Annotated in this window: 16 protein-coding genes and 1 pseudogene; 13 read left to right on the top strand and 4 right to left on the bottom strand. The window is 50.5% G+C overall.

What is annotated here, in order from left to right; genetic code table 11:
* The first annotated feature begins 12 nt into the window (after window positions 1-12).
* The 7 genes from abc-f (at window position 13) to FJQ58_RS18950 (ending at window position 9,967) form a co-directional block, all read left to right on the top strand.
* Entirely contained in the window at window positions 13-1,950 is a 1,938-nt protein-coding gene (gene abc-f, locus FJQ58_RS18920) for a ribosomal protection-like ABC-F family protein (RefSeq protein WP_139996228.1), read from the top strand.
* A gap of 108 nt (window positions 1,951-2,058) precedes the next feature.
* Window positions 2,059-3,075 carry an HD-GYP domain-containing protein gene (locus FJQ58_RS18925; RefSeq protein WP_139996230.1) on the top strand — a complete coding sequence of 339 codons (1,017 nt, stop codon included), beginning with the start codon at window positions 2,059-2,061 and terminating at the stop codon, window positions 3,073-3,075.
* Window positions 3,076-3,332: 257 nt separating this feature from the next.
* Window positions 3,333-5,135, top strand: coding sequence for a sensor histidine kinase (locus tag FJQ58_RS18930; RefSeq protein WP_139996232.1), 1,803 nt, complete (start codon window positions 3,333-3,335; stop codon window positions 5,133-5,135).
* A gap of 31 nt (window positions 5,136-5,166) precedes the next feature.
* Window positions 5,167-6,504, top strand: coding sequence for a response regulator (locus FJQ58_RS18935; RefSeq protein ID WP_139996234.1), 1,338 nt, complete (start codon window positions 5,167-5,169; stop codon window positions 6,502-6,504).
* A gap of 105 nt (window positions 6,505-6,609) precedes the next feature.
* On the top strand, window positions 6,610-7,533 hold the full coding sequence (locus tag FJQ58_RS18940; protein WP_139996236.1) for a carbohydrate ABC transporter permease: 924 nt from the start codon (window positions 6,610-6,612) through the stop codon (window positions 7,531-7,533).
* Window positions 7,530-8,402, top strand: a complete 873-nt coding sequence (locus tag FJQ58_RS18945; protein WP_139996238.1) for a carbohydrate ABC transporter permease — start codon at window positions 7,530-7,532, stop codon at window positions 8,400-8,402. The genes FJQ58_RS18940 and FJQ58_RS18945 overlap by 4 nt, the downstream gene beginning before the upstream one ends.
* A gap of 110 nt (window positions 8,403-8,512) precedes the next feature.
* A complete protein-coding gene (locus tag FJQ58_RS18950) occupies window positions 8,513-9,967 on the top strand; it encodes an ABC transporter substrate-binding protein (RefSeq protein WP_139996240.1) in 1,455 nt (484 codons plus the stop codon).
* 133 nt (window positions 9,968-10,100) lie between these two features.
* Here the strand turns inward: FJQ58_RS18950 and FJQ58_RS33215 are convergent, their stop codons facing one another.
* Together FJQ58_RS33215 and FJQ58_RS33425 are read right to left on the bottom strand one after the other, a co-directional pair.
* On the bottom strand, window positions 10,101-10,301 hold the full coding sequence (locus tag FJQ58_RS33215) for a YiaA/YiaB family inner membrane protein (RefSeq protein WP_274382333.1): 201 nt from the start codon (window positions 10,299-10,301) through the stop codon (window positions 10,101-10,103).
* Between the two features lie 84 nt (window positions 10,302-10,385).
* Window positions 10,386-10,778, bottom strand: a pseudogene (locus FJQ58_RS33425) (YiaA/YiaB family inner membrane protein); the annotation flags it as partial.
* 19 nt (window positions 10,779-10,797) lie between these two features.
* Here FJQ58_RS33425 and FJQ58_RS18960 point away from each other — a divergent pair.
* Window positions 10,798-12,726: an AraC family transcriptional regulator gene (locus FJQ58_RS18960; protein ID WP_139996242.1), complete on the top strand. Its 1,929-nt coding sequence runs from the start codon at window positions 10,798-10,800 to the stop codon at window positions 12,724-12,726.
* 243 nt (window positions 12,727-12,969) lie between these two features.
* On the top strand, window positions 12,970-19,668 hold the full coding sequence (locus FJQ58_RS18965; RefSeq protein ID WP_139996244.1) for an S-layer homology domain-containing protein: 6,699 nt from the start codon (window positions 12,970-12,972) through the stop codon (window positions 19,666-19,668).
* Window positions 19,669-19,778: 110 nt separating this feature from the next.
* On the opposite strand, the gene FJQ58_RS18970 is transcribed toward FJQ58_RS18965, so the two are convergent.
* Complete coding sequence (locus FJQ58_RS18970) at window positions 19,779-19,994, bottom strand: hypothetical protein (protein WP_139996246.1); 216 nt, start codon at window positions 19,992-19,994, stop codon at window positions 19,779-19,781.
* Between the two features lie 141 nt (window positions 19,995-20,135).
* On the opposite strand from FJQ58_RS18970, the gene FJQ58_RS18975 reads away from it, so the two are divergent.
* The 4 genes from FJQ58_RS18975 to yunB all read left to right on the top strand — a co-directional run bounded on the left by FJQ58_RS18975 (window position 20,136) and on the right by yunB (window position 25,304).
* Window positions 20,136-21,629 carry a sensor histidine kinase gene (locus FJQ58_RS18975; RefSeq protein ID WP_139996248.1) on the top strand — a complete coding sequence of 498 codons (1,494 nt, stop codon included), beginning with the start codon at window positions 20,136-20,138 and terminating at the stop codon, window positions 21,627-21,629.
* Window positions 21,607-22,299, top strand: coding sequence for a response regulator transcription factor (locus tag FJQ58_RS18980; protein ID WP_139996250.1), 693 nt, complete (start codon window positions 21,607-21,609; stop codon window positions 22,297-22,299). Before FJQ58_RS18975 ends, FJQ58_RS18980 begins: the two co-directional genes overlap by 23 nt.
* A gap of 136 nt (window positions 22,300-22,435) precedes the next feature.
* Window positions 22,436-23,953: an S-layer homology domain-containing protein gene (locus FJQ58_RS18985; RefSeq protein ID WP_139996252.1), complete on the top strand. Its 1,518-nt coding sequence runs from the start codon at window positions 22,436-22,438 to the stop codon at window positions 23,951-23,953.
* A 208-nt stretch (window positions 23,954-24,161) separates the two neighbouring features.
* Entirely contained in the window at window positions 24,162-25,304 is a 1,143-nt protein-coding gene (yunB, locus tag FJQ58_RS18990; RefSeq protein ID WP_338016153.1) for a sporulation protein YunB, read from the top strand.
* A 478-nt stretch (window positions 25,305-25,782) separates the two neighbouring features.
* Here the strand turns inward: yunB and FJQ58_RS18995 are convergent, their stop codons facing one another.
* Entirely contained in the window at window positions 25,783-26,793 is a 1,011-nt protein-coding gene (locus tag FJQ58_RS18995) for a M23 family metallopeptidase (protein ID WP_139996415.1), read from the bottom strand.
* Window positions 26,794-26,842: the final 49 nt, after the last annotated feature.

Raw genomic sequence — 26,842 nt, forward strand, 5'->3', positions numbered from 1 at the left:
GAGGCTCCTCTTATGATTATTGTTAATATACAGGATATTAAGAAATACCACGCAGCCCATCTCTTGTTTGACGGTCTTACCATGCAAATCCACACAGGGGAGAGGATCGGTCTGATCGGCCGCAACGGGAGCGGCAAATCAAGCTTGCTTCGCCTTATCGCCGGCGAAGAGAAAGTAGACGAAGGGTTGCTGACCGTTCAGAAGGATCTGGAGATCGGCTACCTTCCGCAAATTCCGGCCGCCTTCGATGAGCTGACGGTTTATAGTGTTCTGGCTTATGGCTTTCAGGAGCTAATGGCCTGCAAGCAGCAAATGGAAGTGATGGAGCAGCGGATGTCGAGTCCGGACATGTCAGCCGATTCTATCGCTTTGGAGCGCTTGCTGGGCGCCTACTCCCTTTTACAAAATAAATTCGAGCAAAGCGGCGGCTACGAAATGGATGCCGCGATCGATCAGGTAGCAACAGGCCTGCAAATCAATCGTTCCTATTATGCGCGCAGCTTCAGCAGCCTCTCTGGCGGAGAGAAAACAAGGATTGCGCTGGCATCGCAGCTCATCGGGCGACCCGCCTTGCTGCTGCTTGACGAGCCGACTAACCATTTGGATTTAAAGGGCCTTGACTGGCTGGAGAAGTTTCTCCTCCAATACGAAGGCACCTGCGTCATCGTATCGCATGACCGTTATTTTCTTGATCGCGTCAGCTCGAAGACCATTGAGCTAGAGGATGGAGCCGCATATACGTTCCATACGAATTACAGCGGATATGTGAAGGAGAAGGAGGAGCTTCTTCTTCAGCAATTCGCCCAGTTTCAAGAGCAGCAGAAGCAGCTCAAGAAGATGAGAGAAACAATCAAGCAGTTGGAAGAGTGGGGGCGGATTGGCGGAAACGAGAAGTTTTTCAAGCGGGCCGCTTCCATCCGCAGGGCGATGGAGAAGCTGGAGCTGTTAAAGCGTCCCATTCTTGACCGAAGGACTGCCGGATTCGAGCTGAGCCAGGAGGAGCGTTCAGGCCGAATTGCGATCACCTTTCAAGGCGTTAATAAGCGCTTCGGCGGCCGGGATATTTTGAAGGATGCCGAAGGCACCGTGTTTTATGGAGAGAAGGTCGCGCTGCTGGGTGACAATGGATCAGGGAAAACAACCCTGTTCAAGCTGCTGCTCGGACAGCTGCAGCCGGATGGGGGAGAACTGGTTCATGGCGCGCGCCTGAGCATCGGATATTTGGCCCAGGAGGAGCAAATACCGGATCCGCAGCAGTCGGTACTCGATTTCTTCCGAACGGAGGGAGCTCTTGAGGAAGGCGAGGCGAGGAAGGCCTTGGCGGTTTATTTGTTTTATGGCGCTGCGGTATTCAAGCCGCTGCAATCCCTCTCGGGAGGGGAATGGTCGCGTTTGCGCCTAGCGCTGCTCATTCGAAGGAAACCGAATTTGCTGCTGCTGGATGAACCGACAAACCACCTGGATGTTAGCTCGCGCGAAGCGCTGGAGGAGGCGCTGGAGCAGTTCGAAGGCACGGTACTGGCTATTTCGCATGACCGTTATTTTATTAATCGGCTTGCAGCGCGGGTGTGGGAGCTAAGGAACGGAACGCTTTATACCTATTTAGGCAATTACGATGATTACAAAGCGAAAGCGATAAATGCGCAAATTACGTTGCCGAGCGCTTCGCCGATTGCCAGTCCGCGCGAGCTTCGGGAGCAGAAGCCCAAGCCATATGCCAAGTCGAAGGGACCGACGATCAGGGAACCGGAAAAGTCCCGTACACCGGCTCAACTAGAAAGCGAAATCGCTTTGCTGGAGGCAGAGTTAGCGGTTTCGGGCAAGCAGATCGAGCAGGCGGCGGCAGAGGGGGATAATGAATGGCTAACAGAGCTATGGAGCGCGAACGAGCAGCTGCAGCAGCAGCTCAATGGGGTGCTCGAGCTATGGCTTGAATTATCTGAAAGTTAATAGTGGGTTTCTCTATTAAATATAGTAATTTCTTATATAATCGCTTACTTCCTGATTAAGTTATGGTAAACTAAATGTTGGAAACATTTAGTGCGAGGGAGTGGAACGATGGAGCAGTTGATTGGCAAAAGGATGAAGCATGATATTTTGAACGCATATGGCGTTACCATTGTTCCGGCTGACTCTGTCCTCACCCGTGAGTCCGTAAACATACTAATTAACCATCGGATAGATTTGTATTCTCTCTCTCTTGCGGAGGATCAGAAGCCTGTCGCGGAAAATAGCATTCAACTGGGCGAACTGGTGCAGCAGACGGTTACGATATCAAAGGAACTGTTCGAATCGATCTTGGTATCCAGAAAGGTTCCGTTGATGGAGATTCGTAACGAAGTGCTGCCTGCCATATTGCAGCTCTCCAAAAATCCCGATATCTTCGAGTTGTTTGAGGCGGTGAAGGCGAAGGACGATTACGTGTACCAGCACAACGTTGGCGTTGGCGTCATTTCCACGCTCATCGGAAGATGGATGAACCTCGACGACTCTGAGCTGTCGATCTTGTCCTTGGCAGCAACGCTGCACGATGTGGGCAAAATCAAGCTTCCGCTTGAGGTTCTCAACAAACCGGGCAAGCTTAGCGAGGTGGAGTTCCAATTAATCAAGAAACATACGATTTTGGGCTACGAGCTGCTTAAAGGAACGACCGGGCTGAGCATGCGAATTGCCCGGGTGGCGCTTCAGCATCACGAACGTGTCGATGGCAAGGGCTATCCGCTTGGCTTGAAAAAAGAAAATATAGACGTCTTCAGCTCGATTGTAGCGGTAGCCGATATTTTTCATGCGATGTCGTCGAGACGCCCTTATCATGAGCCTCTATCCTTCCATGAAATTGTTAGCCAAATGAGTCAAGGACGGTTCGGGGCGCTGGACCCGCATATCATCTCTTTATTTATCGAAAATATGATGAAGCGGCTAGTAGGCAAGCAAGTGCTGCTTACGGATGGGCGGGAAGGCGAGGTTGTTTATATCAATCCGCATAATATCGAGACGCCTCTCATTAAGCTGGCCGACTATTTCCTCGATTTAAGCTTGGAGCGGGATATTCACATCAAATCCATCATTGCTTAACATAAATGCTACAAAGTGCCGCTGACCAACATTATGTTGATTAGCGGCATTTTTTGTGCATCGGTTGACGGTATTCGATTGCTTTGAAGAGGAAAGTTTAGCCTTTCAGGGACGTGCTTGTCCTTGAAGCACTGCTTTCTATAAAGTATGTGCATTTCTACGATTACCCTTTCGATGCCACTTGAAAAGGGTAGAAATAAGCACACAGAATGGCTCTTTTTTTTGCTATAGTACAGATATTAGCCGGAGGTGCAAGCATGCGAACGGGTCTCAGCAATCCGATGACAAAAATGAACGTAAAGCAGCAATTAATTTTATTGTTTCTCGTTATGGTAAGCCCGATTTTTTTGTTGCATTCCTATGGCAACATGAAAGCGGAGCATCTGCTTAAAAACCATGTCACTAACGCCTATGTCGAGCTGAGCAAGCAAAACTACACCGTCATCAAACGCGATATGGACACGATTAGCAAAATCACGACAACGATTATTCAAAATCCGATTACGCAGCAGCTCATCCCGGATGAGAGCGATTCCGTCATCGAGCGGGTGCGCAAGTACGATAAGGTCGACAAGCTGCTGGCAGGCAATTCAATCCCCCTCAACGGAGGAGAAGCGGTTTATTATTCGCTGTACATCTATGATCCGAATGATTATTATTTTTTCGCTCCCAAGCGTCAGCTCACACAGACCGGCGTTTACTTCTTCTCGGATTCGGAGAAGCCGGAATGGTTCGATAACGCTGTAAAATTAAAGAGCAAGGGGTATATGGAAATTATTGATTCCAATGTTGGCCTCTCGAGAACCAGCACGCTAGCTTATATACGCGCCGTCAACAACGTTACTTATGGAAACGGTATCATTGGTGTGCTGGTTGCAACCAAAATGGATGTGAAAATTGCGGAGTCGCTCCGCTCCGTCTCTCTGCCTGACGGGAGAATTATGTTCACGGATTGGTCGAACCGCGTCTTGGCCGCAACGGACTCCAAGTTGATGGGTTCGGTACTGGAGCTTCCGCCCGAAATGGAGATTGCCGAGGAGATGGAGGCCGAGGGCAGCTTTGACATCATGACGTCGGATTATATTTATGTGGTCAATTACAACCGGCTTCTGGACCACAAGCTGATCTATCAAATTCCCGTCAGCTCGCTGCTGAAGCAGCAGAGCGAGCTCAAAAACGTCATTCAGCTTATTTCCGTGGCGTATATTTTGTTTGGCTGCGTCGTGATGGTTTATTTCTGGCGCTCGCTGATGACACCGCTGCAAAGGCTGGCGCAGTTTGTCCGATCCTATGAGCCGGGGAAGCTGGTGCCGGAGACGCCTGGGAAAGGCAGAAATGACGAGGTAGGCGTGCTTATATCGGCTCTGTATGATATGGCCCGCAGGCTGAATGCGCTTATTCATTACAAGTACCATATGGACATCAAGCAGAAGGAATCGCAGCTGCAGCTGCTCTACCAGCAGATTAATCCGCATCTGCTTTACAATACGCTGGAGAGCATTTATTGGAAGAGCTCGCTTGAGGGCAATACGGAATCGGCGGAAATGATCAAGGACTTATCGAAGCTAATGAAGATTGGCTTAAGCAGAGGAAGAGAGCTTATTCCTCTTGAAGAGGAGCTTGAGCACGCATCTGCCTATGTCAGCCTGCAGCAGAAGCGCTACAAATACGAGTTTCAGGTGTCCTGGAGCATTTCGGATGCGGCACGCTTGATTTTGATTCCGAAAATATCGCTTCAGCCGCTCATTGAAAATGCCATTATCCATGGGGTCAAGTTTATGGGAGAGGATGGCGAAATTCATATTTCCGCCATCGTAGAAGGCGAGAGGGTCACCATTAAAGTGGAGGATAACGGGCATAAGGAAGTTGATTATGGCACGCTTGAGAGGCTGCTGAACGGCGACAAGCCAGACCATGCGATGGGGTATGGCATTCGCAACATCCAACAGAGGATCCAGCTTCATTTTGGCAATATGTATGGGATGTCCTATAAGCGCGGGGAAGCTGGCGGTACAGTAGTAACGATTATTTTGCCAACGACCCATGATGAGCAGGTGTAAACGGAAAGAGAGAGAAACGGGAGGAATCGATATGTACAATATATTGATCGTGGATGACGAGCCATTGATTTGTGAAGGCTTAAGCAGCCTGCTGTCCGCATCGGGAATCAGCTTGGCTAATGTATATACTGCCCATAGCGGGTATGAAGCACTAGATTATTTAAGAATCGAAGAAATTGATTTGCTTATAACGGACATCCAGATGGGTTCCATGAACGGCATTGAGCTCATGCACCAGGCAAAGCTGCTGAAGCCATGGGTCCAGACGATTATCATTTCCGCATACGAGACGTTTCAATATGCCCAAATGGCGATCCGACTTGGCGCGAAGGATTATATGATCAAGCCGCTGAACAATGACCAGTTTCTCGACTCGGTGAGAAATGTGCTGCTCAAAATGGATAAGCCTGCCGCAGCGGAGGATCAGTTTCTGTCGAAGCTGCAGGAGCATTTTCATATGGAGGAGCCTCTTCCAAGGCGTACGGAGCTGTTTAACCAGCTGCTCTCCGGCAAGGAGGAGACACCGGCTGAGCTTTCGAAGCTGCTCTATGAACGCTATGCGGTGAATTTGGCAGGTCCTTACTTTGCCGTTATTAAGCTGCGGCTGAATCTAGCGGTCAAGGACCGCCAAATTCCGGCGAGGGATGCGCTGCTGCTGCAATATGCCGCTCTGAACATTGCCAACGAGCTTCTAGACAAAGAGTGGAACCATTCAGCCTTCTATTCCCCTAACCAGGAAATCAGCGTAATCCTACAATGGGATGAGAGTGAATTCGGAGAGTCGAGCGTCAACAAAATTAATCAGCTGGATATGATCGGGCGCAGCCTTTACTACAATATTCACAAATATTTAGGGCTGCACTGCGTCATCGGCATTAGCCAGATCGTGCGCGGCATCACATTTATGGAAATGCTGGGCGAGCAGGCGCGCAAAGCGATTTTATGGAATAAGGAGCATCGCGACCATTATGTGTTTTATTACGGCGACTTTAATTGGAGCACCTACACGCAGGACCCGACGGCGGAGGAACTCAGCGAGCAAAACAGCCTGATCGTCGAGAAATCCAAAGCCTATATTGACCGTAATTTTGCCCAGAAGGGGCTGACACTGCATGAGGTTGCCCAGAAAAACCATGTCAGTCCCAATTACTTAAGCTATCTGTTTAAGAAGGATACGGGCTATAACCTGTGGGAATACGTCATCAAGCTTCGGATGGAGGAGAGCCGGAAGCTTATTCTTCATACGGATTTGCGGAGATACGAAATATCGGAGCGGGTCGGTTATGAATCGCCGGAGCATTTTAGCAAAATTTTCAAGAAATATTACGGCATGAGCCCCAGTGAGCTGAAGAAGGATGACAAGAAATAAGATGAAGTAAAAATAGCTATCATTGCCTTAGATATGCACATTACCAGCTGGCCCCCTTGCTTCTAAAATGGTATAGAGCGATAGAAAAGAAAAGAGGGAAACCGAATGAACCAACCAGTTGCAGTAGGCGAGCCGCTCGATACCCAGGTACAGAGGAAGGCTGGCAGGTGGAAAAAGCATATCTCAGGTTATTTATTTCTGCTGCCGGCAGCCATCATTTTTATTTTGTTTTTGTGGGTGCCGATTACGAAGGGGATTATTTACAGCTTTTACTCAATTGATTTTGTCAAAGGAAACGAGTTTGTCGGGTTAGAAAATTACAAGACGATATTTAATGACCCCGATGTATGGATCGGCGTGAAAAATACGCTTTATTACATGTTTTTATGTCTTGTTATTGGCTTTTGGGTACCGATCCTGTTCGCCATTGCGATCTCGGAGCTGCGCCGTTTTCAAGGTTTTGTTCGCGTAGCGGCGTATTTGCCCAATGTCATACCAGCCGTTGTGCTGTATGGGCTATGGAGATGGTTCTATGACCCGGTCGGCCCGATTAACGGCTTGCTGACGCAGACAGGCTCCGACCAAATCGCGTTCCTGACCAACCGGAGCTGGTCGATGATCTCGCTTGTCATCATGGAAACCTGGCAGCAGTTCGGGTCGGGCATGCTGATTTATTTGGCCGCCGTCCTGAGTATTCCTAGGGATTGGTATGAAGCGGCAGAAATTGACGGCGCGGGCATCTTCCGCCGGATATGGCATATTACGCTTCCTTCGATTCGCGGCCTAGTGCTGCTGTTGTTCCTGCTGCAGCTGATCGCTACGACCCAAGGCTTTCAGTCCCAGCTTGCTTTGCTGGATGGCGGACCGAACAAGGCGACGCTTACGTACTCGCTGCTTATTGTTAAGTACGCCTTCACGCGGCTGGATTATGGCGTTGCGTCTGCATTAGGCGTGCTAATGTTCCTTGTTCTGGGCGGATTGGCGCTCTTGCAATTCAAGCTGAACAACAAGGAGGCTGGCAAATCATGAAAAGCTTGGAGAGAGGTATATTATCCAGCTACGATTATCGCAAAAAAACGAATAAAATCGGCTTTTTAATTGCAATCGTCGTCATTATTGGTATGGTCGCGAGCATGATTTACCCGGTATTGACCGCTTTGTTCAATGGCTTGAAGACGAATGTGGAAGCGAATTCGTTTCCGCCGCGCTTGCTCCCTACCGAATGGCATTTTGACAATTACAGCAAGGGCTGGGAGTTTATGAACCTGCCGCTGTTTTTGAAAAACACGCTGATGATCTTTGGCGGCAACATGGTGATGACCGTGGTCGTCCTCGGATTAGCGGCTTTCAGCCTATCAAAGCTGAATGTGCCTTACCAGCGCGGCATTTATTTTTTCTTTATGATTACGCTGTTCATCCCGCCAAGCACGTACATCATCCCTAATTTCCTAAATCTGAAGGATTTAGGCTTGCTCAATACGTATGCCGCGTTCTGGCTGCCGGCAGGTGCGAGCGCATTTTACTTGCTGCTTCTTAAAAACTTCTTTGATGGAATCCATCACGAAATGATCGAGGCGGCGCGCATCGACGGAGCGTCCGATTGGAAAAGCTTCAGCCTCATCGTGCTGCCGCTGTCGATTCCGATTTTTTCTACCCTCGCAATATTCGTGTTCTCGACGGCTTGGAATGATTGGTTCTGGCCATCCCTGGTCATGCACAGCGATAGTAAATATCCGCTGGCGACAGCGGTATACAAATACGTCATCAGCGCGCAAAGGCTGAATCTTAACATTCGCTTTGCGATTCTGACGATGGTCATGCTGCCGCCAATCGTTGTGTTTCTAACGTTCCAAAAATTCATCATGCGCGGATTACAGCTCGGTGGAGTGAAGGGATAAGCAGTTCGTAGACATACACATGATCGGAATAAGAATACACCTCGTGGTATGAAAACGCCTCCTTTATGATGAGGATGTAGCGAAAATACGAAATGAGAAGGGGAATATCAATGCTAAAGAAAAATGTAGCGGTCATGATTTGTATGGTTATGCTATGCTCCATCTTGGCTGCTTGCAGTGGAGGCAACAGCGGCGGCAATGCGAAGGAAACCGATAAACCGACAAATGCCGCAACGAACAACGCGGGTTCGAAGGAAACGGATCCTCCGAAAGAAGATATTAAAGATAAAAAAATTACAATTAGCATCTATTATCCTTTGCCGGACCAAGTGGAAAACCGCAAGCTGGAAGACGATAAGATCAAACGTTTCAATGAAGTGTATCCGAACGTAGAAATCGTGAAGAGCGACTGGCACTACAACCCAAGTGAAATCGGAATCAAAATGGCAGCTAACGAAGCGCCAACCTTCTTCAACACTTGGGCAACGGAAGCGAAGTTTTTGCAAGAGCGCGGCTGGGTAGCTGATATTACCGAGCTATGGGATGCTTATCCGTACAAAGATCAAATCAACCCGGTATTGCAAAGCCAATTCATCATTGACGGCAAAGTGTTCGGCGTTTCCCAGAAAGCTTATGTAACGACTACAGTCGTCAACAAGAAGCTGCTGGATGAGAAGGGCGTTCCTGTTCCTTCGTACGACTGGACTTGGGACGATATGTACAACACGGCTAAAGCGGTTGCCGATCCGAAAAAAGGGATCGCAGGCATCGCGCCAATGGGCAAAGGAACAGAAGCAGGCTGGAACTGGACGAATTTCTTGTTTGAAGCAGGCGGCGAGGTCCAAAACGTTGCCGATGGCAAAGTAACGGCAACTTTTAACTCTCCTGCAGGTTTGAAAGCACTTGAGTTCTACAACAAGCTTAGATGGGAAGCGAATGCGATTCCGCAAGACTGGGCGCTTGGCTGGGGAGATGCGGTTGGCGCATTCGGCCAAAGCCGTACGGCAATGGTTATTGCCGGAGCAGAGGGCGTACTTGAGCAAGCGCTTAACCAAGGCGGACTGAAGCCTGAGGACGTTCTGACATTCCCAATGCCAGCAGCTGAGAAAGGCGGCAAGCACACGGGCGTTCTGGGTGGAGATTATTTGGTCATCAACCCAAATGCAACGAAGGATGAGCAAGACATGGCATTCCGTTACATCACATTTGATTATTTCACGGATAAAGGCCTAGAATCGCTAGAAACGGATATCCAAAAACGCCAAGCGGAAGGCAAATTCTTTATCCCGCCGCAAATGAACTACTACAGCCCAAGTTCGGAATACGGACAAAAAGCGCAAGCGATCTTCGATAAGTACGACAACGTCTACAAATACAATGCAGAATCCGATGCTCTGCTTGACGGCAAACCGGAAGCGCAATACAACACACAGGATTATTACGGGGAATTAACAAATGTCCTGCAGGAGGTATTCTCTACAAAAGGAGCGGACCTTCAAGGCCTGCTAGACAAATCGGCCAAGGTTGTACAAGAGAAGTTTTTTGATTCCATTAAAGTAGAATAGTTGATGGGAAAGGGCAGTCTTTCAAGTGACTCACCTTGCTTGGAAGACTGTTCAACAAAAATAGGACAGAGCAGGATTTAACAGCTGCTCTGTCCTATTTTTGTTTTGCGTATACAATCTCTCGTATCTCTTTCTACGCTTCAAACTCCTCATTGGCACTTGTATGAATGCTGTCTTCCTCATTATCGCGAATCGTTTTTTGCAAGACAAGGCAAGCGACAATCAGGAAAGCGCCGGCAATGGCATAATAGCCTTTCACATAAAGCGGCTCTTCAAGCACATAAATCCCGATGTATTGCGCTAGAACCGCCAGGATAAAGCCGGCCCAAGCCATGAATGTAAAAGCGCTAGTGTTCCGGCTTCTGTAGCCTGGGTTGTATTCTTTAAGAAATTTATCCTCGTCATTGTCACGCGCAACCTTCTGTAGGAGGAACGAAGTGATAATTAAGAGAACGCCGGTTACGGCGTAATAGCCTTGTACAGACATCGGCTGCTTGAGCGTATAAATGCCGATGAATTCAAATCCGGCTGCGAGCAGAAAGGCGGCCCAAGCCATGAAGGTGTAAGTCGGTGTGTTGCGGCGGCGGTAAAAGTTAGCTGGTTTGCGAACTTGCATCGTTTCCATTTTTTCCATTTGTGAAGCCCTCCCGAACCGTGTTGTTGTTGATGTCTTTAGTTTACAGCATATTCCTATTCCCGTAAGTACCAACTTATTATAGTACCAGGTGCTAGGAAGATAACCAGAAATGAATTGACATTGAGAATCATTATCATTAATATATTTTATAATGTCTATTCGGAAAGCAAGCATTGAGGAGTTGGAGCGGAAGATGGATTGGAACGATCATGTGAAATGCTGGAACTACGCCTTCAGTAAAGTGCTGGATATTCGTCATCACAGGCTGAAGTTTGGCGACAACGTAAACGCGTACTTGCTGCCTGCCAGCGGATTTTTGTACACCGTTAAAGGGCAGGCGCAAGTGCTGCTGGACAAGAAGCCTTATGCGACGGACCAGTTCCGCTTGCTGCATGGCGGCAAGGGCATGTGCTTGGATATTTTAATAACGGAGGAAGACTTCGAATATTATCTCATATTTTACAAAGCAACGATTCCAATGCCTTGCAGCCAAGAAATCTTAACTTTGTTTGAGAGCCAGAAGCCGTTTGCTCAATCCTACGGATTTGCGCCGCAAAACTCGGCTGTATTGTTCAAAAATCTTAGGGTTATGGAGGAAGAATGGCGAGTATCGAAATCTTTGGAGCGGCTGCATGTGAATGCATTATTCCAACGGTTTGTTTATGAAGCAATGCGACAGCTTCAGCTCTATGGCGATTCCCCCGTGAAAATAGCGCTTGGCGAACAAGCCCAGCGGTACATTCATGATCATTACAGTGAGCCGATCACGCTGGAGCAACTGGCGCAAAGCTTAAATTATAGCGCGAAAAATCTATCGAAGGTGTTTAAACAGGAAACGGGCTACAGTGTGATCGATTACGTCATTCAAGTAAGAATCAAGCATGCCAGGGAGCTGCTGTGGCAAACCGATGCAACGATTCAGGAGATTGCCGAAAGCGTGGGGTATCCCGACCGTTTATATTTCACACGGATTTTCAAGAAACATGCCGGCATATCTCCTGGGCATTACCGGCGACGCAAGCAAGGAGAGAGAAACGAAGCCGATCGTCTATATAGATGGAGCCGATCGTCCATTGTTCGAGGCAAACTGCGGAAGTACAATGGTGATGGTTATGATAATCATTATCAATTAAGAGGGGAGAAAAACTTGACCATGTACAAAGGTTTGAAATTATCTATGGCAGCCACGCTTTTATTGTGTTTTGCCTTAATGATGAGCGCTTGCTCAACGGGAAATCTGGGCACGGGGACAAGCAAAGTGGCAGCACAAGCAACCGCTAGCGCAACCGAGGCTCCGGCACAGACCAGAATGGTTGCTACAATTAAAGGGGATATCGAAATTCCGGATCAACCGCAGCGGATCGTCGTTGATTTATATTTAGGCAGCTTCATTGCTTTGGAGGTCACGCCGGTCGGAACGCCAGAGCTTAATTTGAAAAATCCGTATTTTACGGAGGCGCTTGCCGGCGTGGAAAATATCGGGGAATATGAAAGTGTATCGCTCGAAAAAGTCATTGATTTGCAGCCGGATTTGATAGTGACGGGGAATGAAGAGGCGTATGCAGAATTTAGTAAAATCGCGCCTACGATATTGGTCCCTTATGGGGAATTGAAAAATGCGCATGAAGAGCTTGCTTTTTTCGGGAAAGTGCTAGGCAAGGAAACGGAGGCAGAGGCTTGGCTGGCTGATTATGACAGACGCATTGCCTCAGCTAAACAGAAGGTAGAGAGTGTGATCCCAAGCGAGGCTACCGTTTCCGTCATGCAGGATTGGGGCAAGAACACGGGGGTGTTCGGCGATAACTTTGGCAGAGGCGGACAAGCCGTTTACCAGGCGCTTGGCCTGAAGCCGCCGGCTAAAGTGGCCGAGCAGCTAATGAAAGAACAGATCGTGGAAGTATCAGGTGAAGTATTGTCTGACTTTGCGGGGGATTACATCGTTTTGACTACCGACACGCTTACGCTCGCGGATTTGAAAGCAGACCCGATCTGGAAATTGCTTGATGCAGTGAAAAATGACCGGGTTTATATTTGGACGCATGATCGCTCTTGGTATTTTGATCCCATTGCCACCCTTTCCCAAACAGAGGAATTGGCGGCATGGCTAACAGGAGAGAAATAGAAGCCGTTTGCAGCCTCTGTCTTAGGACGGGGGCTTTTTTTTTAGGTTTAAGCATGCGAGCGAGGAGGGGGAGAAAAGGCAGAAGCTTTTAATATCAGGTATTCGTAATATATCACCTACTTTATTTAGAAATGCACATCGTTATGTAAGCGATTCCAAATTATGATAAAAGGGAATGATTGATCTACATATGCAGGCGCATGAATCAAGCTAGTGCTTGCAAACCTTTGGGAGGTCTGTGCTATGAAACGTGCAAGGTCCATATTCGCTTTTATGCTGGCGCTGCTGCTTATGCTTACGGCTGTGCCGGTCTATGCCAACGAGGCAGCGCCGGAAACGGCAGGCGATCCGCCACCGGAGACAGCTGCCCTATCGGTTACGGACTCTACCTATGTTCGCATTCAGAACAAGTGGCAAAGCAATTATTTGTATGAGGATGAGAGCGGAATCGTCCGTTATGGCTTTCCGAGCTATGAGGATGAGTCCTCGCAGTGGCTGATCGAAGATTATAATGGCAACAAGCGCTTGCAAAATCGTGCCACTGGCCATTACATGACGATTGCGGAGGTTGGGCAGCGGAGAGATGCGTTAACGAGCCGCGAGATTGCCGAGAGTACGCTTGCGGATCAATGGACGATTCATGATTCGAATCGTGCAGGTTATGTGGTAATCAAGAGCGCAACCGTCCCAGCGAATGCGAATCTAGTCATTCATCAAGAGGATCAGCTCGGATTCGCTGAAGCGAGCAACGATATCAACATCACCTTCGAGAGCCCGCAATGGGCGCTTGAGCCTGTGGAGTCTGCCGCGCCGATTCGTCTGGCGAATAAATTCCGAGCGGGACAATATTTGTATGAAGGCGTGGATGGCTCGGTTGATTACGGCGATGTACCGGCTGTAGACCGGACTTCCCATTGGGTGCTGGTGCCTGGGGCAACCACGGAATCGTACCGGATCAAAAACCGCGCCACCGGCCACTACATTACGCAGGGCATTTTGTGGGAACCGATTAAGGCTGTCGCTTTGGACGCTACAGTTAAGAGCGAATGGATGATGGCGCCTGCGGCCGGAGGGGGATTTGTCACCTTCCAGAACGTGGAGGCCTATCAAGCAGACCCTTCGCAACCTTTTGTGCTGAATACGCAATTTGATGATATTCATGTTCGCTCCAACAATTGGTCCGTTCTGGATAGGGACAATGCACACTGGCGAGTGGAGCTGGCACCGGATGCACAGCCCTACCGAATGGTGAACTTCACGAATGAGGCCGTAGGCACCGCTTATTTGCATGAGGAGGCGGGCGTGGTTCGTTATGGAGCGCTTACGGCTTCTGCAGGAGAAAAAGCATTTTACCAGTGGGTTCAGGAGGACTTGAACGGCAAGAAGCGGCTTCGGAATTTGGCAACTGCCCACTACGTAACCCGAACGGAAACCAATGACCCCGCTGCCCCGCTTCAGGCGCTTCCGCTTGCCGCAAGCACGGCTGAAGACCAATGGTTGATTAGCAACTCTACGCTTTATGACGATTACAAAGTCGTGCGAAGCGAGGCGGGTCTGGAGCAGTATCTTCATATTCAGGGCAATCTTGGCGCAGCGCAGGCGGGTGCGATTGACCCGAACGAGGATGCGGCGCAGTGGCTGTTCGAAGACCCTGCCTTCAGCGGAGACGGTTCGCCGCAGTATGTCCGCATTCAAAATGAATGGCAGGCGTTTGTGCTATACGAGGATGCTGCTGGACAGCTGAAATATGGCAATGTCTCGGAGGATGACCACAAGGGACAATGGCTGATTGAGCGTTTTAACGGACGCAAACGAATTCAGAACCGAGCGACCGGCCATTATATCAATCTTGAGAAGATGTCCGGAGGACGCATCGATGTGACCGCAGTCGAGGACGCATGGACGAGCGCGGTATGGATAATCGAGGATGTTGGCGGCTCGAAGCTGATTCATAGCGTACAGGATGCGAATAACGTATCCGGCCAGCAAAAATATATCAGTCTTCAAAACCTGACGAAATACGCGGAGTACGGCGTCATTAATCCGAGCTGGGGAAGCCCGCGCTGGCGCTTCGTTCCGGTAGCGGACGCGGCGCTGACGAACGTACGCCTGAAAAACAAACAAAACGGGGGCTATCTTTTTGAGGTAACGGAGGCAGGCGACGGGCTTGGAGTGGTAAAGTACGGCGAGCTGCCGGAGACCGACCTTAGCTCGGTTTGGTACTTGGAGAAAACAGGCGACGGGCCAACCTCGGTCCGCTTAAAAAATCTGGAAACGGGACACTACGTATCGATGGAGCATATCGGCGGCGATGTTGAGCTTGATGCTCCTACGCAGCCCATCCAAGCGCAAGGCGATATTTGCACCTGCTGGGGCAGCGCGAAATGGCTTATGGAGCAAGGTGCCGCAGAAGGCTTGATTGTGCTAAAGAGCGGCTGGGCGAGCCATTACCTTTATGCAGACGGCGATGGATTCTCGCGAGTGAGCAAGCTTGTGGCAGAGGAAGATCGCGCGCAATTCGCCGTGGAGCCAGTGGCGCTTCCTTCAGAGCCGCTCCCGGTTGCGCCGATTCGTATTCAGAACAAGGCGAACGGCCAATTCCTGTATGAGAATAACGGAGGCATTGTACTATACGGCGCTCTAGCCGAGACGAATGGCTATAGCCACTGGTTTGTTGAGCAGGACGGGGGAGCGGTTCGGCTGAAAAACCGTGTCACCGGCCATTACATGACGATGAATGGAGACTATGCGTTTATCGAAAGCAAGGAGGCGGCTAGCACTGATGTCGCATCGCAGTGGGCGATTGAAAGTTCGCCGAGCGGCGCGGAATATTATATTCGCAGCCTGAATGGCAAATACGATGATGAGCTGATCCATGTGCAAAATAATGCCGGCTACGCGGAGCGCGGGCTGTATCCAGCCTCGTTCGGCTCGGTGCAATGGACGATGAAGGAAGCGCCGGAGCTGTTTGAGACGCCGAATATGGGCGAGGAGAAGAATAATGATACGGCTACGCCTATCTTCGACGATACCGGTTACGTGCGCATTAAAGCGAAAGCAGGCTCCGGTTACTTATATGAGAACGCAGGTGTGGTGCTGACAGGCACGCCAAGCGCGGGGAGCGATGCCTTCCAGTGGCTGCTGCAGGATTTCAACGGGCGCAGGTTGGTGAAGAACAAAGCTACAGGTCATCTGTTGACCTTGGATGGTGCGGGCCTTAAAGCGGTATCCGGCGAGCTTAGAGGCAATGACGCCGCTCAGTGGACCATGGAAGACCGAGTCGGTTACAAGCGCTTTGCCAATGCGGCGCAATCGGATGGCTTGCTGCTGCAGGCGGAAGGTAAGGCTGCTTATGGTACGCCGAATGCGGCTGATGAGGCGCTATGGCAGCTTGAGCCGGTAGCCGCCAATCAACATTATGAAGCAGAGCTGGCTTTTGCCTCGGGAGATGTTAAACTAGCGGATTCTGAGAAAGGCTATTCCGGTACCGGATATGCCGGAGGTTTCACGGAAACCGGAGATAAGCTCAGCTTTACGGTCCACGCCCAAGCAGCTGGCAGCTACGGGACAGAGCTGCGTTACTTGAACATGTCGGGCGACTCGAAGGAACTGAGCCTTTACGTCAACGGCGAACGAATTAGGCAGGTGGCTTTCAAGGCGGCGGGAAGCACGCAAAGCTGGTCCAAGACGAGTCTTGCCGTGCAGCTCCGCAAAGGAATCAATATCATCACGTTCCAAAAGGACACTGCGGATTCAGGACAATTGTGGCTCGACAGCTTACTGATTGAAAATAGCGTCGGCATCGCTTATCGCGGAGCAACGCTTCCCTACCTTACTTATGAAGCGGAGCATGGCGAGACGAATGGCGAGCTGCTTGGCCCGTCGCGCAGCTACCGCGAGATCGCAGCCGAAGCTTCAGGCAGGCAAGCGGTGAAGCTGGCAGACGAAGGCGAATATGTGGAATTTACGCTAGCGAAAGCTGCCAATTCGCTTGTGCTGCGCTATGTCATTCCGGATAGCGCGGATGGCGCGGGATTAAACGAAACGCTGAGTCTTTACGTGAACGGCGAGTTTAAACAAAATCTGGCGCTTAGCTCGAAGCATGGCTGGGAATACGGAAGCTACCCTTGGTCGAATGATCCGAAGCAGGGCAATGCGCACCGCTTCTTCGATGAAATTCATGCGCGAATTGGCGACATTCCGGCAGGGGCAACCCTTCGTTTGCAGAAAAATGCGGACAATGCCGCAGATTATTACATTATCGATCTTGTTGATCTGGAACAGGTGGATGGTCCGTTAACGAAGCCGGAAGGCTTTGTGTCTGTCACCGACTTTGGGGCCGTGTCAGGCGATGGAAACGATGACACAATCGCATTCTACGGCGCAATGAGCGCTGCGAAGGAGCAGGGGAAAGGCGTCTGGTTCCCAGAGGGAGAGTTCGAGCTTAAAGCGAATGTCATTGACTTGGATCAAATCACGATTCGCGGAGCGGGCATGTGGTACACAACGCTGATCGGGGCAAGGTTTATCGGCAAAGGGGCCAACATAGGCGTTTATGATCTCCTCATTGACGGAGATTTGAATGTTCGCGACGACGAAGCGCTGACCCACGCATTCTATGGCGGTTTTGGCGTAGGCTCGGTCATCCAGAACGTTTGGGTAGAGCATTCCAAGACGGGACTTTGGCTGTCGAAGGTAAGAGGCAGCGATGAAATGACGGATGGGCTGCATATGGTTGGCTTACGCCTGCGCAATTTGATGGCGGACGGCATTAACTTTTCTGTCGGCACGAGCAACAGCATCATGGAACAATCCGATATCCGTTACCCGGGCGACGACGGCATCGCTATGTGGTCAGCGGAAGGACGCGCAAGCGTCAACAACACGGCGCGTTTTAATACAGTAGCGCTGCCATGGCTGGCGGATAATTTCGTTATATTTGGCGGACAGGACAATAAGCTTCAGGATAATATCGGTTCGGATACGATTACGAATGGAGCAGGGATTGCGATATCCACGCGGTTCAATCCGGTAGCATTCAGCGGCACGACGATTGTGGAGCGCAATACGCTGCTCCGTACAGGCAGCGCGGATGCGGCCTACAACATCAATTTGGGAGCGATCTGGATATTTGCGGGCGAGAAGGATTTGAACGGGCATGTCATCGTGCGGGATAACGTAGCGCTGGACAGTACCTATGCCGGCCTGATCGTGCATGGCGCCGGCTTCAATATCAGCAATGTGACGCTTCAGAATATCGTGCTTGATGGAATGGGAACTAACGGTATTGATGTCACCAGCGATGTAGCGGGCACCCTTGAAGTGGATAACGTGATTGTGCGCGGCGAGAGAATAACGATGCTAGCCGGTGCAAATGGGCAGCTCGCGTTCACCGAGCAGAATGAAGGGTTTGCAAACCGGCCGAAGCCGTTCCTAATCCGACTTGAAAACGGGGACAGAGGCCCATTCGCCTTGACAGTGGGAGATACGCGGGCATTAAAGGTCATCGACAAGAGTGGCGCAGACGTTACTGCGGATGCGGCTGTATCGGTGAGCAGCGGGGAAGATATCACAACCGTAAATGGAGAAAAGCTGCTTACGGCTGTTAAAGCAGGAGCGGCGAGACTAACGGTCACTTTTGGGCAGGAAAGCAGAGTGCTGACGGTTAACGTGAAAGAGGCTGCCGTCCCGGTTGTTGAACCTGAAGAGGAAACTGAAGGAGGCTCTGGGGGAGGCAATGGTTCCGTTCCGTCTGGCGGCTCTTCTGCCGACACGGCGAGGAATGATGCCAAGCTCAAAGAGCAAGCCGCAGGCAATCAGACGAGAATCGTGTTTGGGAAGGAAGCACTCGCTGCAGGCGGTGGGCTGTCCTTCTCCGCTCAGGCGCTGCTGGATGCAGCCAAGAGCAGCCCAAATGCCATACTGATCATCGAACAGGGAGATGCCGTTTATGAATTTCCAATAGCGCTTGTGAGCAGCGCTTTGGAACAAACGAAACAGACCGTAGACACCAAGCTGATCTGGACCTTTACGATTCGGCCAATCAGCGGGCAGTCGCTGGCCGAGCTCGAACAGAAGGCCGCAGCAGCAGGCATCGAGCTTTCAGGCGTGCCGGTTGAATTTGGGATAACGGTTTCTGACGGCACAAAGACGGTACCCGTCGTCAGCTTCGGCAGCAAATATGTGAAGCGGACGATGACGGCAGGCGGTGAGTTGAAGGCGAAAACGGCAGTGGCGCTCGTATATAATTCGGCCACGGGAGAATTCCGTTACGTTCCTGCCTTATTCAACAACGCTGCTGGAAAAACTGTCGCCACCATCATGAGCACAAGTAACAGCATTTACGCGCTAGCGGTCAATGAAAAAACCTTTGCGGACATCAGCAGCCACTGGGCGAAAGATTCCATTGAGCTGCTGGCTTCCAAACAAATCGTCAGCGGTGTCTCGGAAGCAAGCTTCGCGCCGGGACGTACCGTAACGCGCGCGGAATTCGCGGCCATGCTTGTGCGCGCGCTCGGATTAGGCCATGGCGAGGCTGTGGCGCTGTCTGCCTTCAAAGATGTTGCGGAAACTGCATGGTATGCGGACAGCGTTGCTGCTGCTGCGGAACATGGGCTTGTTCAAGGCTTTGAGGATGGGACCTTCCGTCCGAACGCGACGATTACGAGAGAGCAAATGGCGGTCATGGCTGCAAATGCGCTGCAATTCGCAGAGAATGCTGGCGCTGCCGGCGATCAGGCGGCCGGAGCATCAGTCAGCTTCAAAGACGAGCAGGCTATCCATGGCTGGGCACTTGACGATGTGACACAAGTGGCAGCGGCGGGCATCATGGAAGGCAAAGGCAATGGAGGATTTGTGCCGCTGGCGCTTGCCAGCCGAGCGGAAGCGGCAACGTTGATCACCCGCTTGCTGCAGCACGTTCAATTGCTTAATAAGCAGTAAATCAAGTAGTGTAGACATGGAACATAAGGCTAAAAGCAAAAAACGGTGTCATCCGCGCGCGAAAGCGAGCAGATGGCACCGTTTTTTGGTGTATGAAACAGCTGCGCGGATCAGCGCTTTCTCAGCAAGAAAAACTCGCATGCCTTCCGGTTATGATAAGCAATATCGCTAACTCCGGATTGGGTCACAATGACGCTATCGTCAAACCGCACGACCAGCGAGCTGGAGTCGATCAGCTGATTGTCTTGAAAAACACGGATGCGCTGCTGCTGCTCCATGACTTCTTCGAAATCGGAGTCGGTATTCAGCCGACGATTAATGGACATATGCCAATACTCCTTTAGCACGAATAATGATTTCCTATAGTCTATCCCATGAGGGATCGCGTTGCAAAGTCTCTTTGTTCTCCCGATCGTTCCTATGTTACATTGTAGGGAAGAGACGAAACGCCGGAAGGAGAACCTAACATGTCGATACGCGTCCGGCTATTGCTGTCGTACACTTGTATTCTTATTGTAACGATCCTATTGTTTCTTGCCGCTGCGCTGCTTTTTGTGGTCGCCCTCACAGGCGATGTGCGGAGCGTAAAGGACTTTTACAATATTCATTATGCCGTTAACCCGCTAACAGAGCAGGAGGAGACGATCTTTCTCGACCTGAAATACCTCGCCAAAAACGAGCCGGAATCGCTGCTCGATCCGAAGCTGCTGGAGCAGTACAATTTTAAGCTCCGAGCCATGCAGGCCGAGCTGTTCATTCGGAAGGAGGACACGCAAATTTATTCCTCCCTATCGGTTAAGCAGCCGGAGCTGCTGGCGTATTTGCCAGACTACGAAATGAACAATAATGCGATACGCGATACCTTGCAAATTGGCGACCATTTTTATGCTTACGCCAAATTCGATTTTTATTTTTCGGATGGAGCCAAGGGCAGTATGTTCGTGATTCGCGAAAGGAGTCCGTTTGCCGAGGTTGTGCGGTCGCTGCTGCCGATCATTCTGGGTGTGCTGTTTATCGTGCTGCTGCTCATGAATGCCCTTCTATACTCCTTGCTGACGCGCAGCATCGTTAAACCTATTCGTTTACTGCAGAAATCAGCAGAGCGGATCAAGGAAGGCAATTTGGCGTTCGAGCTTCACGCGGAGGGCCATGATGAAATCGCCCAGCTTAGCGAGTCCTTTGAGGGGATGAGGGTGAAGCTGAAGGAGTCTGTGGAGAAGCAGCTGCAGTATGAGAACAACCGCAAAGAACTGATTGCGAATATTACGCATGATTTAAAAACGCCGATCACCGCTATTAAAGCGAGCATTGAAGGGATAAGGGACGGCGTGCCGGATACGCAGCAGAAGATGGACCGGTATGTGAATACGATTTTGACAAAGGCCGATGATATGGATCAGCTGATTGATGAGCTGTTTCTCTATTCCAAGCTCGATTTGAAACAGCTGCCATTTGCTTTCGAGGAAATTAGTCTTGGAGATTTTGTCGGGGATTATGCAGATGATCTGTATTATGATTTGCAAGATCACGGCATTATTTTAACATGCGAAGTGGAAGATGAGGGTTCAACAACGGTGCTAGCCGACAGAGATAAGCTAAAGCGCGTCCTCGTCAATATTGTCGATAATGGCGTGAAGTATATGGTGAACGCGCCTAAACGGATGGAGCTACAGGTGAAAAGGGATAGGGCATTCGTGACGCTAGCGATTCGTGATAACGGTCCCGGCATATCCGAGGATGCCGTTCCATATGTGTTTGACCGGTTTTTCCGGGAAGATTTGTCCCGCAGCCGTCAGACCGGGGGGAGCGGCCTCGGACTTGCCATCGCCAAGCAAATCATTGAAGGACATCACGGCACCATCCATGCGGAAAGCAAGCCTGGCGAGGGCACCTCGATAATTATCAGGCTGCCGCTGGCGAAGCCACAGGAGGACGGATATGAAGAACATTCTGATCATTGAAGATGAAATGTCCATTGCCGAGGTGGAGAAGGATTATTTTGAGCTGCACGGTTATGCTGCCGATATTTGCGTGACGGGGACCGAGGGGCTTCGAGCAGCGATGGAGGGGCAATATGATCTGGTCGTGCTGGATTTGCAGCTGCCAGGCATGGATGGCTACGAGCTGTGCCGCCGAATCCGGGCGGAGAAGGAAGTGCCGATTCTAATCGTATCCGCCAAAAAAGAGGAAATCGATAAAATTCGCGGCTTGAGCCTTGGCGCAGATGATTATATTACGAAGCCGTTCAGTCCAAGCGAGCTAGTGGCAAGGGCAAAGGCGCATTTGCAGCGATATGAGCGGCTGATGGGTAAGCGCGAGGCGAGGGGACCCGAGAAAATCCGCATCCGGGGGCTCCAAATCGACGCTTCCTCGCGTCGCGTTTATGTTAATGACAAGGAGGTTCAGTTCACGACGAAAGAGTTTGATTTGCTCTCCTTTCTCGCGCAGAATCCGAATCATGTATTTAGCAAGCAAGAGCTGTTCGAGCAGCTCTGGGATATGGATTCACTAGGCGAAATTGCTACGGTTACCGTGCATATTCGCAGACTCAGGGAGAAGATTGAGGCGGACCCTTCGAATCCGCAGTATATCGAAACGATATGGGGAGCCGGCTATCGGTTGACGGTATAGCAAGATCGCTTTCCCCATAGTTTCTCAAAAGTTTCGTCGCTGTTTATCTTTTGTTAATGTTTTGTTTGAATGGGGTTTATTCTTGTCCTTTATGATGGTCTTAAGTTAATTAAAGCACCCTAAGGAGGAAACAAGAATGAATTTTGTTTCAAGCAAGATGGCAGCAATCGTATTGGCGGCAGCAATCGGGGCTTCGGCCATGGCGGCGGGACCGGTTAACGTATTGGCAAGCAGCGGCACGCAAGCAAGCACGGCGGGCTTTCAAGATATAAATGAAGCAGGGGTTCCATCAGCAGATGCGATTCTAACATTGGTTAAGCAAGGAGCTATGAACGGTTACGGAAACGGCTTGATCAAGCCAAATGCCGTTGTATCCCGCGCTGAGCTGGCGAAGCTGGTCGTAACCGGACTTGCGCTTCCCATTCAAGCAGCACAGCCAGAAGGAGTGACGGATCTCGAAGCGGATAAGTGGTACTACAGTTATGTGGCTACTCTAATAAACCTAGGAGCTATGAAGGCCGAAGACGAACGATTGAAGCCAAATGGGCCGGTCACTGCCGCCGAGCTTGCGGATGTAGTTTCTAAAGCATTGAAACGCGATGCTGCTTCGGTTAAATACTGGGCGCAAGCCGTGAATGCCAAGCCGGAATCAGTTACACGCGGAGAGCTGGCGCAGCTGATCGTTACCGCTCAGAAAGCAAAACCGTCTGTTGATGCGAAGGTTGTGCAAATCAAACCGCTGAACACGATCACGCTGGAGGTTACTTTCTCCGAGCCGTTAACCGCAGAGGATGCCGCCTTGGATGAAGCATTAAGCAATTTCAGCTTCAATAACGGGCTTGCCATGCTGAACGTTCCTCAGCTCAAGACGGGTTCAATCGCCACCTATATCGTTCCTACGACACCGCAGAAAGCCGGAACAGCTTATGAGCTTACTTATAAAGGGAATGCGTCAGGTGAATTTACCGGGAGTGGCGAAAAGATTGAAATGAGCGGTGTTAGCCAAGTGTCTTACGATACGTTCGAGGTTGTGTCAGAGCTGTCCAACGGCATTACCGATTACGGCAACGTCATTGCAGCTTACTCCGTTGGCAGGGCGGCGATTGCCTTCATACTGGATGAGAACAACAATTTTAACGGCAGAACGTATGAGATTATCTCCTCCATGCGGTCGAAGCAGGTAACGATCACTCCGGAGGGCGGAGCGCCGATGACCGCGACCTATGTCCTGTTCACGCAAGCGACAGACGGCCGTCAGGCACCAAAATTCCGGTTGCCGGAGGGATCCGTTCTTCAACCGGGCGTTAACTATACGGTTTCCTCGGAATGGGCAAATATTAAGAGCAGTACATTTGTAGCAAAAGAAACAGCTCCGCTTGTGATAGCTTCGGCGAAGGCGATCGATGAATCCTCGTTGGAGCTGACGCTCAAAGCAGATCCGAAGGATGAGCTGTTTGCAGTTCGCAGTCTTGAGCTTACGGGTTCGGACGGCAGCAAGCTGACGGCTGCTTATAAGCTGACGTCGCGCAAAGGTGCAACGGGAATTTTCGAGCTGACGGGCGGCTCGAAGCTGACAGCTGGAATGACGTATGAGGTGAAGGCAGCTTCTGCTTGGGCGACGGGACAGGACATTACTGTAACGCTCGCTAAATAAATCTTCTGCAGCGAGAATAAGAGGATAGATGATCATTGGAAAGAAGGTATGAGCCGGCTGCGGCTTGTACCTTCTTTTCGTTTGAAATAAAACGCTTTAAATGTCTTTGCTGTTTAATCAAGCTCTGGCAGGCCGTCTTCTTTTTTGGCCGAGTTGTGCATAAGTATGGGTAAGGAAGAGGGACAGCTTGAGGCGGGAGGGGATCGGATTGGCAAAGTGGGGGAGGCGGGGCTGGCGGTTTCGGGGGTTCGGCGGGAGCCGGATGCAGCTTGGATCAGGCCGTCCGTTCTCGAAAATAAAAACGGTTAGCTGGGGCAGCCGCACCGGCTCGGCCGGTCCGCGTTCAGCTCCCAAAAAATGGGGAACGGGCACAGGCGCCCCGTCCTTTAAATGGGGAGCGCGTACCAGCTCCGGCAGCGGGAAATGGGGCGTTCGCCAGCCAGCGCTGAAATTCAGCAGCCGCGCAAAAAGCAGCGGAAGCGGATCGGGCAGCGCATGGGGAGCCCGGCCACCAAGGCCGCGTATCCGCAAGCGCACGATCTTTCTGATTGCGCTGATTATTATGACGATCTTTTCGATTCAATCGTTTGTGTATATCGAGAAAAATTTACGGCCGCCGCTGATGAACATAGCAAAAATCAGAGTAAAACAAATGGCGACGCAAGCGATTAATAAAGCGATTACGGAACAGGTGGCTAATCGCTCCGATACTGACAAGCTTATCGATTGGAAGATGAATAGCAACGGAAAAATTTCCGGTTTTATGCTGAATTACGCTGAGCATATGAGCATTACCTCGCAGACGATTAATACCGTCCAAAGCACATTAAACGAGATGAAGGATATCCCCGAGCATATCCCGATTGGCCATGCGCTTGGCAGCGCTATTATTTCCTCCTACGGGCCTAGGGTGCCGGTCAAGTTCGAGCCGGTGGGAGCCGTGAAGGTGGATCTTAGCACGCGTCAGAAGGATGCGGGCATCAATATGATTTTGGTTGAGGTATACATCCGCATTATCGCGGAAGTGACGATTATTATCCCTTTCGATACCGAGCCTGAAATCGTGGAAACCGATATTCCGATTTCTTACCTGCTTGTTGTTGGCGATGTGCCGATGTATTACTATGACAATACCGGTAAACCGGTCGGCGAATCTGCCGCGCAGGCACCGAACATTTCCGTGCCGCTAGGCCAAGGATCGGGAAGCGGAGTAACGACCAGCCCGCAAGGCAACGGGAATGCAGGTTCATCAAATGCCGGGCCGTCTACAGAAGCTATTACGGAGGAAGGCGGACATTCGAGCGGGAGCGGCAATGGCGCGGGAAGCGCAGGAAACGCCTCTACGGAGTAGCCCTCGATAGCTATGAGAAAGAGCTGCCCTCAAGGCTTTAGGCTTTGAGGGCAGCTTCTTTTTAAATCATCGGCGCTTTCAGGCATTTTGTCTTAAAATAGCTTCATCATACGTTTGCAACATACATCTTTCACTTGGATTTGCTGGAAAGACTCCCGCTAAATATAAGGTATTTAGCTTGATAAGTAGTATAGCTGGAATTAATCCCGCTAATTCATGCGATTTGGCTAATCTCGCCTACTATAGCTTAAATTAGAAGGAGAAATTCCGGATAAGTTAATGCATAGGACGGGAGATGTCATTTTAGAAGGAGAAATTCCATTTAAGCAGCAGGGGCTTAAGCTTATAGGATGAAAGCAAACAAAGAGAGGCTTTGAAGTGGAGGGGGAGTTGATATGCTCCCCATAAAGTAGACAGGTTAAGTAATAAAACCTGCTATGGTAGAAGAGCATATCAGCGTTGATTTACATACGTAAATTTATTTCTTTGCCCTAAGCTGCTTGCGCTCCGCTTGTTCCCAGCGACGCAGCATCGGATACGGGTCGAACGACCACTCTATCAAGCCACGGTCACTATAGACTCCGTAATGGAGATGGGGAGGGAATTTACCCTGCGTGCCTGGCTTGCCGTAGCCTGAGCTTCCAACCCAACCGACCACCTGACCTGGTTTTACGACGTCGCCGATGTTGACGGTCTTATCATAGCCCGATAAATGCGCGTAGTAGTGATAAAAGTTGTTCAGGTCCCTAATGCCGATTCTCCAGCCGCCATAAGGGTTCCAGCCTTTCACTTCAACGACTCCATAGCAAGTGCTGCGAACGGGAAGCCCGTGGGGGGCGAAAATATCGGTACCCTCATGCGTCCGCCTGCCGCCCCAGCTACGTCCGGTTCCCCAGGTGCTATTATAGGCATAATGGGTTCCGATGGGTACGGGAAAGGCATGCTCGAACAAATCTAATTTGTCGAACGTTGAGTAAATGCGGGCAAATTGCTGAATCCTCTGCACAGAGCGATTATTTTGGTAGTACTCCCATAATCCAATTGAAAAATCATCATCGGAAATGCCGTAGGCGGCGACGCGGCTGACCAGCGAGTAAAGCAAATCAATATCGCTCGTCCGTTCTGCTTGCCCATTGCCGTCACCGTCACGTCCAATGCCGTTGAAGAAGCGGATCGAAGCGGGAGAACTGTCTTCCGTATTCGGATTAAGTGGGCCGGCCCAATGCTCTTGATCGATGAATACGCCAACGGTGCTGCCAAGCATGGGCCTAGCTTTAGGCCGAACCTTGGACATGGAACGCTCATATTGATCGATGGCAGCAATCCAGTACCAGGGAATTTCGGTAAATAAGCTTAATTTCTCATATAGGGCTCTTCGGACATTGAACGAGTCCTGTTCGCCTGCTGCCTGCCCATTAGCCTCTGCGGCTAGCCTTGTTGTGACAGGCGGAGATGCTGCAGCCAGGCTGACGGGTTGAGCAAGCAGCATAGAGGCTGAAGTTATAGCTGCAACAATGGCAATAATCGGTTTCAAACAT

The sequence above is a fragment of the Paenibacillus paridis genome, from assembly GCF_006345825.1.
GTDB classification, from domain to species: Bacteria; Bacillota; Bacilli; order Paenibacillales; family Paenibacillaceae; genus Pristimantibacillus; species Pristimantibacillus paridis.

Excerpts from the sequence above, each read along its gene's own strand:
- FJQ58_RS18965 (WP_139996244.1), top strand. The coding sequence starts at position 12,970 with ATGAAACGTGCAAGGTCCATATTCGCTTTTATGCTGGCGCTGCTGCTT.
- FJQ58_RS18950 (WP_139996240.1), top strand. The coding sequence starts at position 8,513 with ATGCTAAAGAAAAATGTAGCGGTCATGATTTGTATGGTTATGCTATGC.
- FJQ58_RS18985 (WP_139996252.1), top strand. The coding sequence starts at position 22,436 with ATGAATTTTGTTTCAAGCAAGATGGCAGCAATCGTATTGGCGGCAGCA.
- FJQ58_RS18930 (WP_139996232.1), top strand. The coding sequence starts at position 3,333 with ATGCGAACGGGTCTCAGCAATCCGATGACAAAAATGAACGTAAAGCAG.
- FJQ58_RS18995 (WP_139996415.1), bottom strand. The coding sequence starts at position 26,793 with ATGCTGCTTGCTCAACCCGTCAGCCTGGCTGCAGCATCTCCGCCTGTC.
- FJQ58_RS33215 (WP_274382333.1), bottom strand. The coding sequence starts at position 10,301 with ATGGCTTGGGCCGGCTTTATCCTGGCGGTTCTAGCGCAATACATCGGG.
- FJQ58_RS18960 (WP_139996242.1), top strand. The coding sequence starts at position 10,798 with ATGGATTGGAACGATCATGTGAAATGCTGGAACTACGCCTTCAGTAAA.
- FJQ58_RS18975 (WP_139996248.1), top strand. The coding sequence starts at position 20,136 with ATGTCGATACGCGTCCGGCTATTGCTGTCGTACACTTGTATTCTTATT.
- abc-f (WP_139996228.1), top strand. The coding sequence starts at position 13 with ATGATTATTGTTAATATACAGGATATTAAGAAATACCACGCAGCCCAT.
- FJQ58_RS18970 (WP_139996246.1), bottom strand. The coding sequence starts at position 19,994 with ATGTCCATTAATCGTCGGCTGAATACCGACTCCGATTTCGAAGAAGTC.
- FJQ58_RS18940 (WP_139996236.1), top strand. The coding sequence starts at position 6,610 with ATGAACCAACCAGTTGCAGTAGGCGAGCCGCTCGATACCCAGGTACAG.
- FJQ58_RS18925 (WP_139996230.1), top strand. The coding sequence starts at position 2,059 with ATGGAGCAGTTGATTGGCAAAAGGATGAAGCATGATATTTTGAACGCA.
- FJQ58_RS18935 (WP_139996234.1), top strand. The coding sequence starts at position 5,167 with ATGTACAATATATTGATCGTGGATGACGAGCCATTGATTTGTGAAGGC.
- FJQ58_RS18980 (WP_139996250.1), top strand. The coding sequence starts at position 21,607 with ATGAAGAACATTCTGATCATTGAAGATGAAATGTCCATTGCCGAGGTG.
- FJQ58_RS18945 (WP_139996238.1), top strand. The coding sequence starts at position 7,530 with ATGAAAAGCTTGGAGAGAGGTATATTATCCAGCTACGATTATCGCAAA.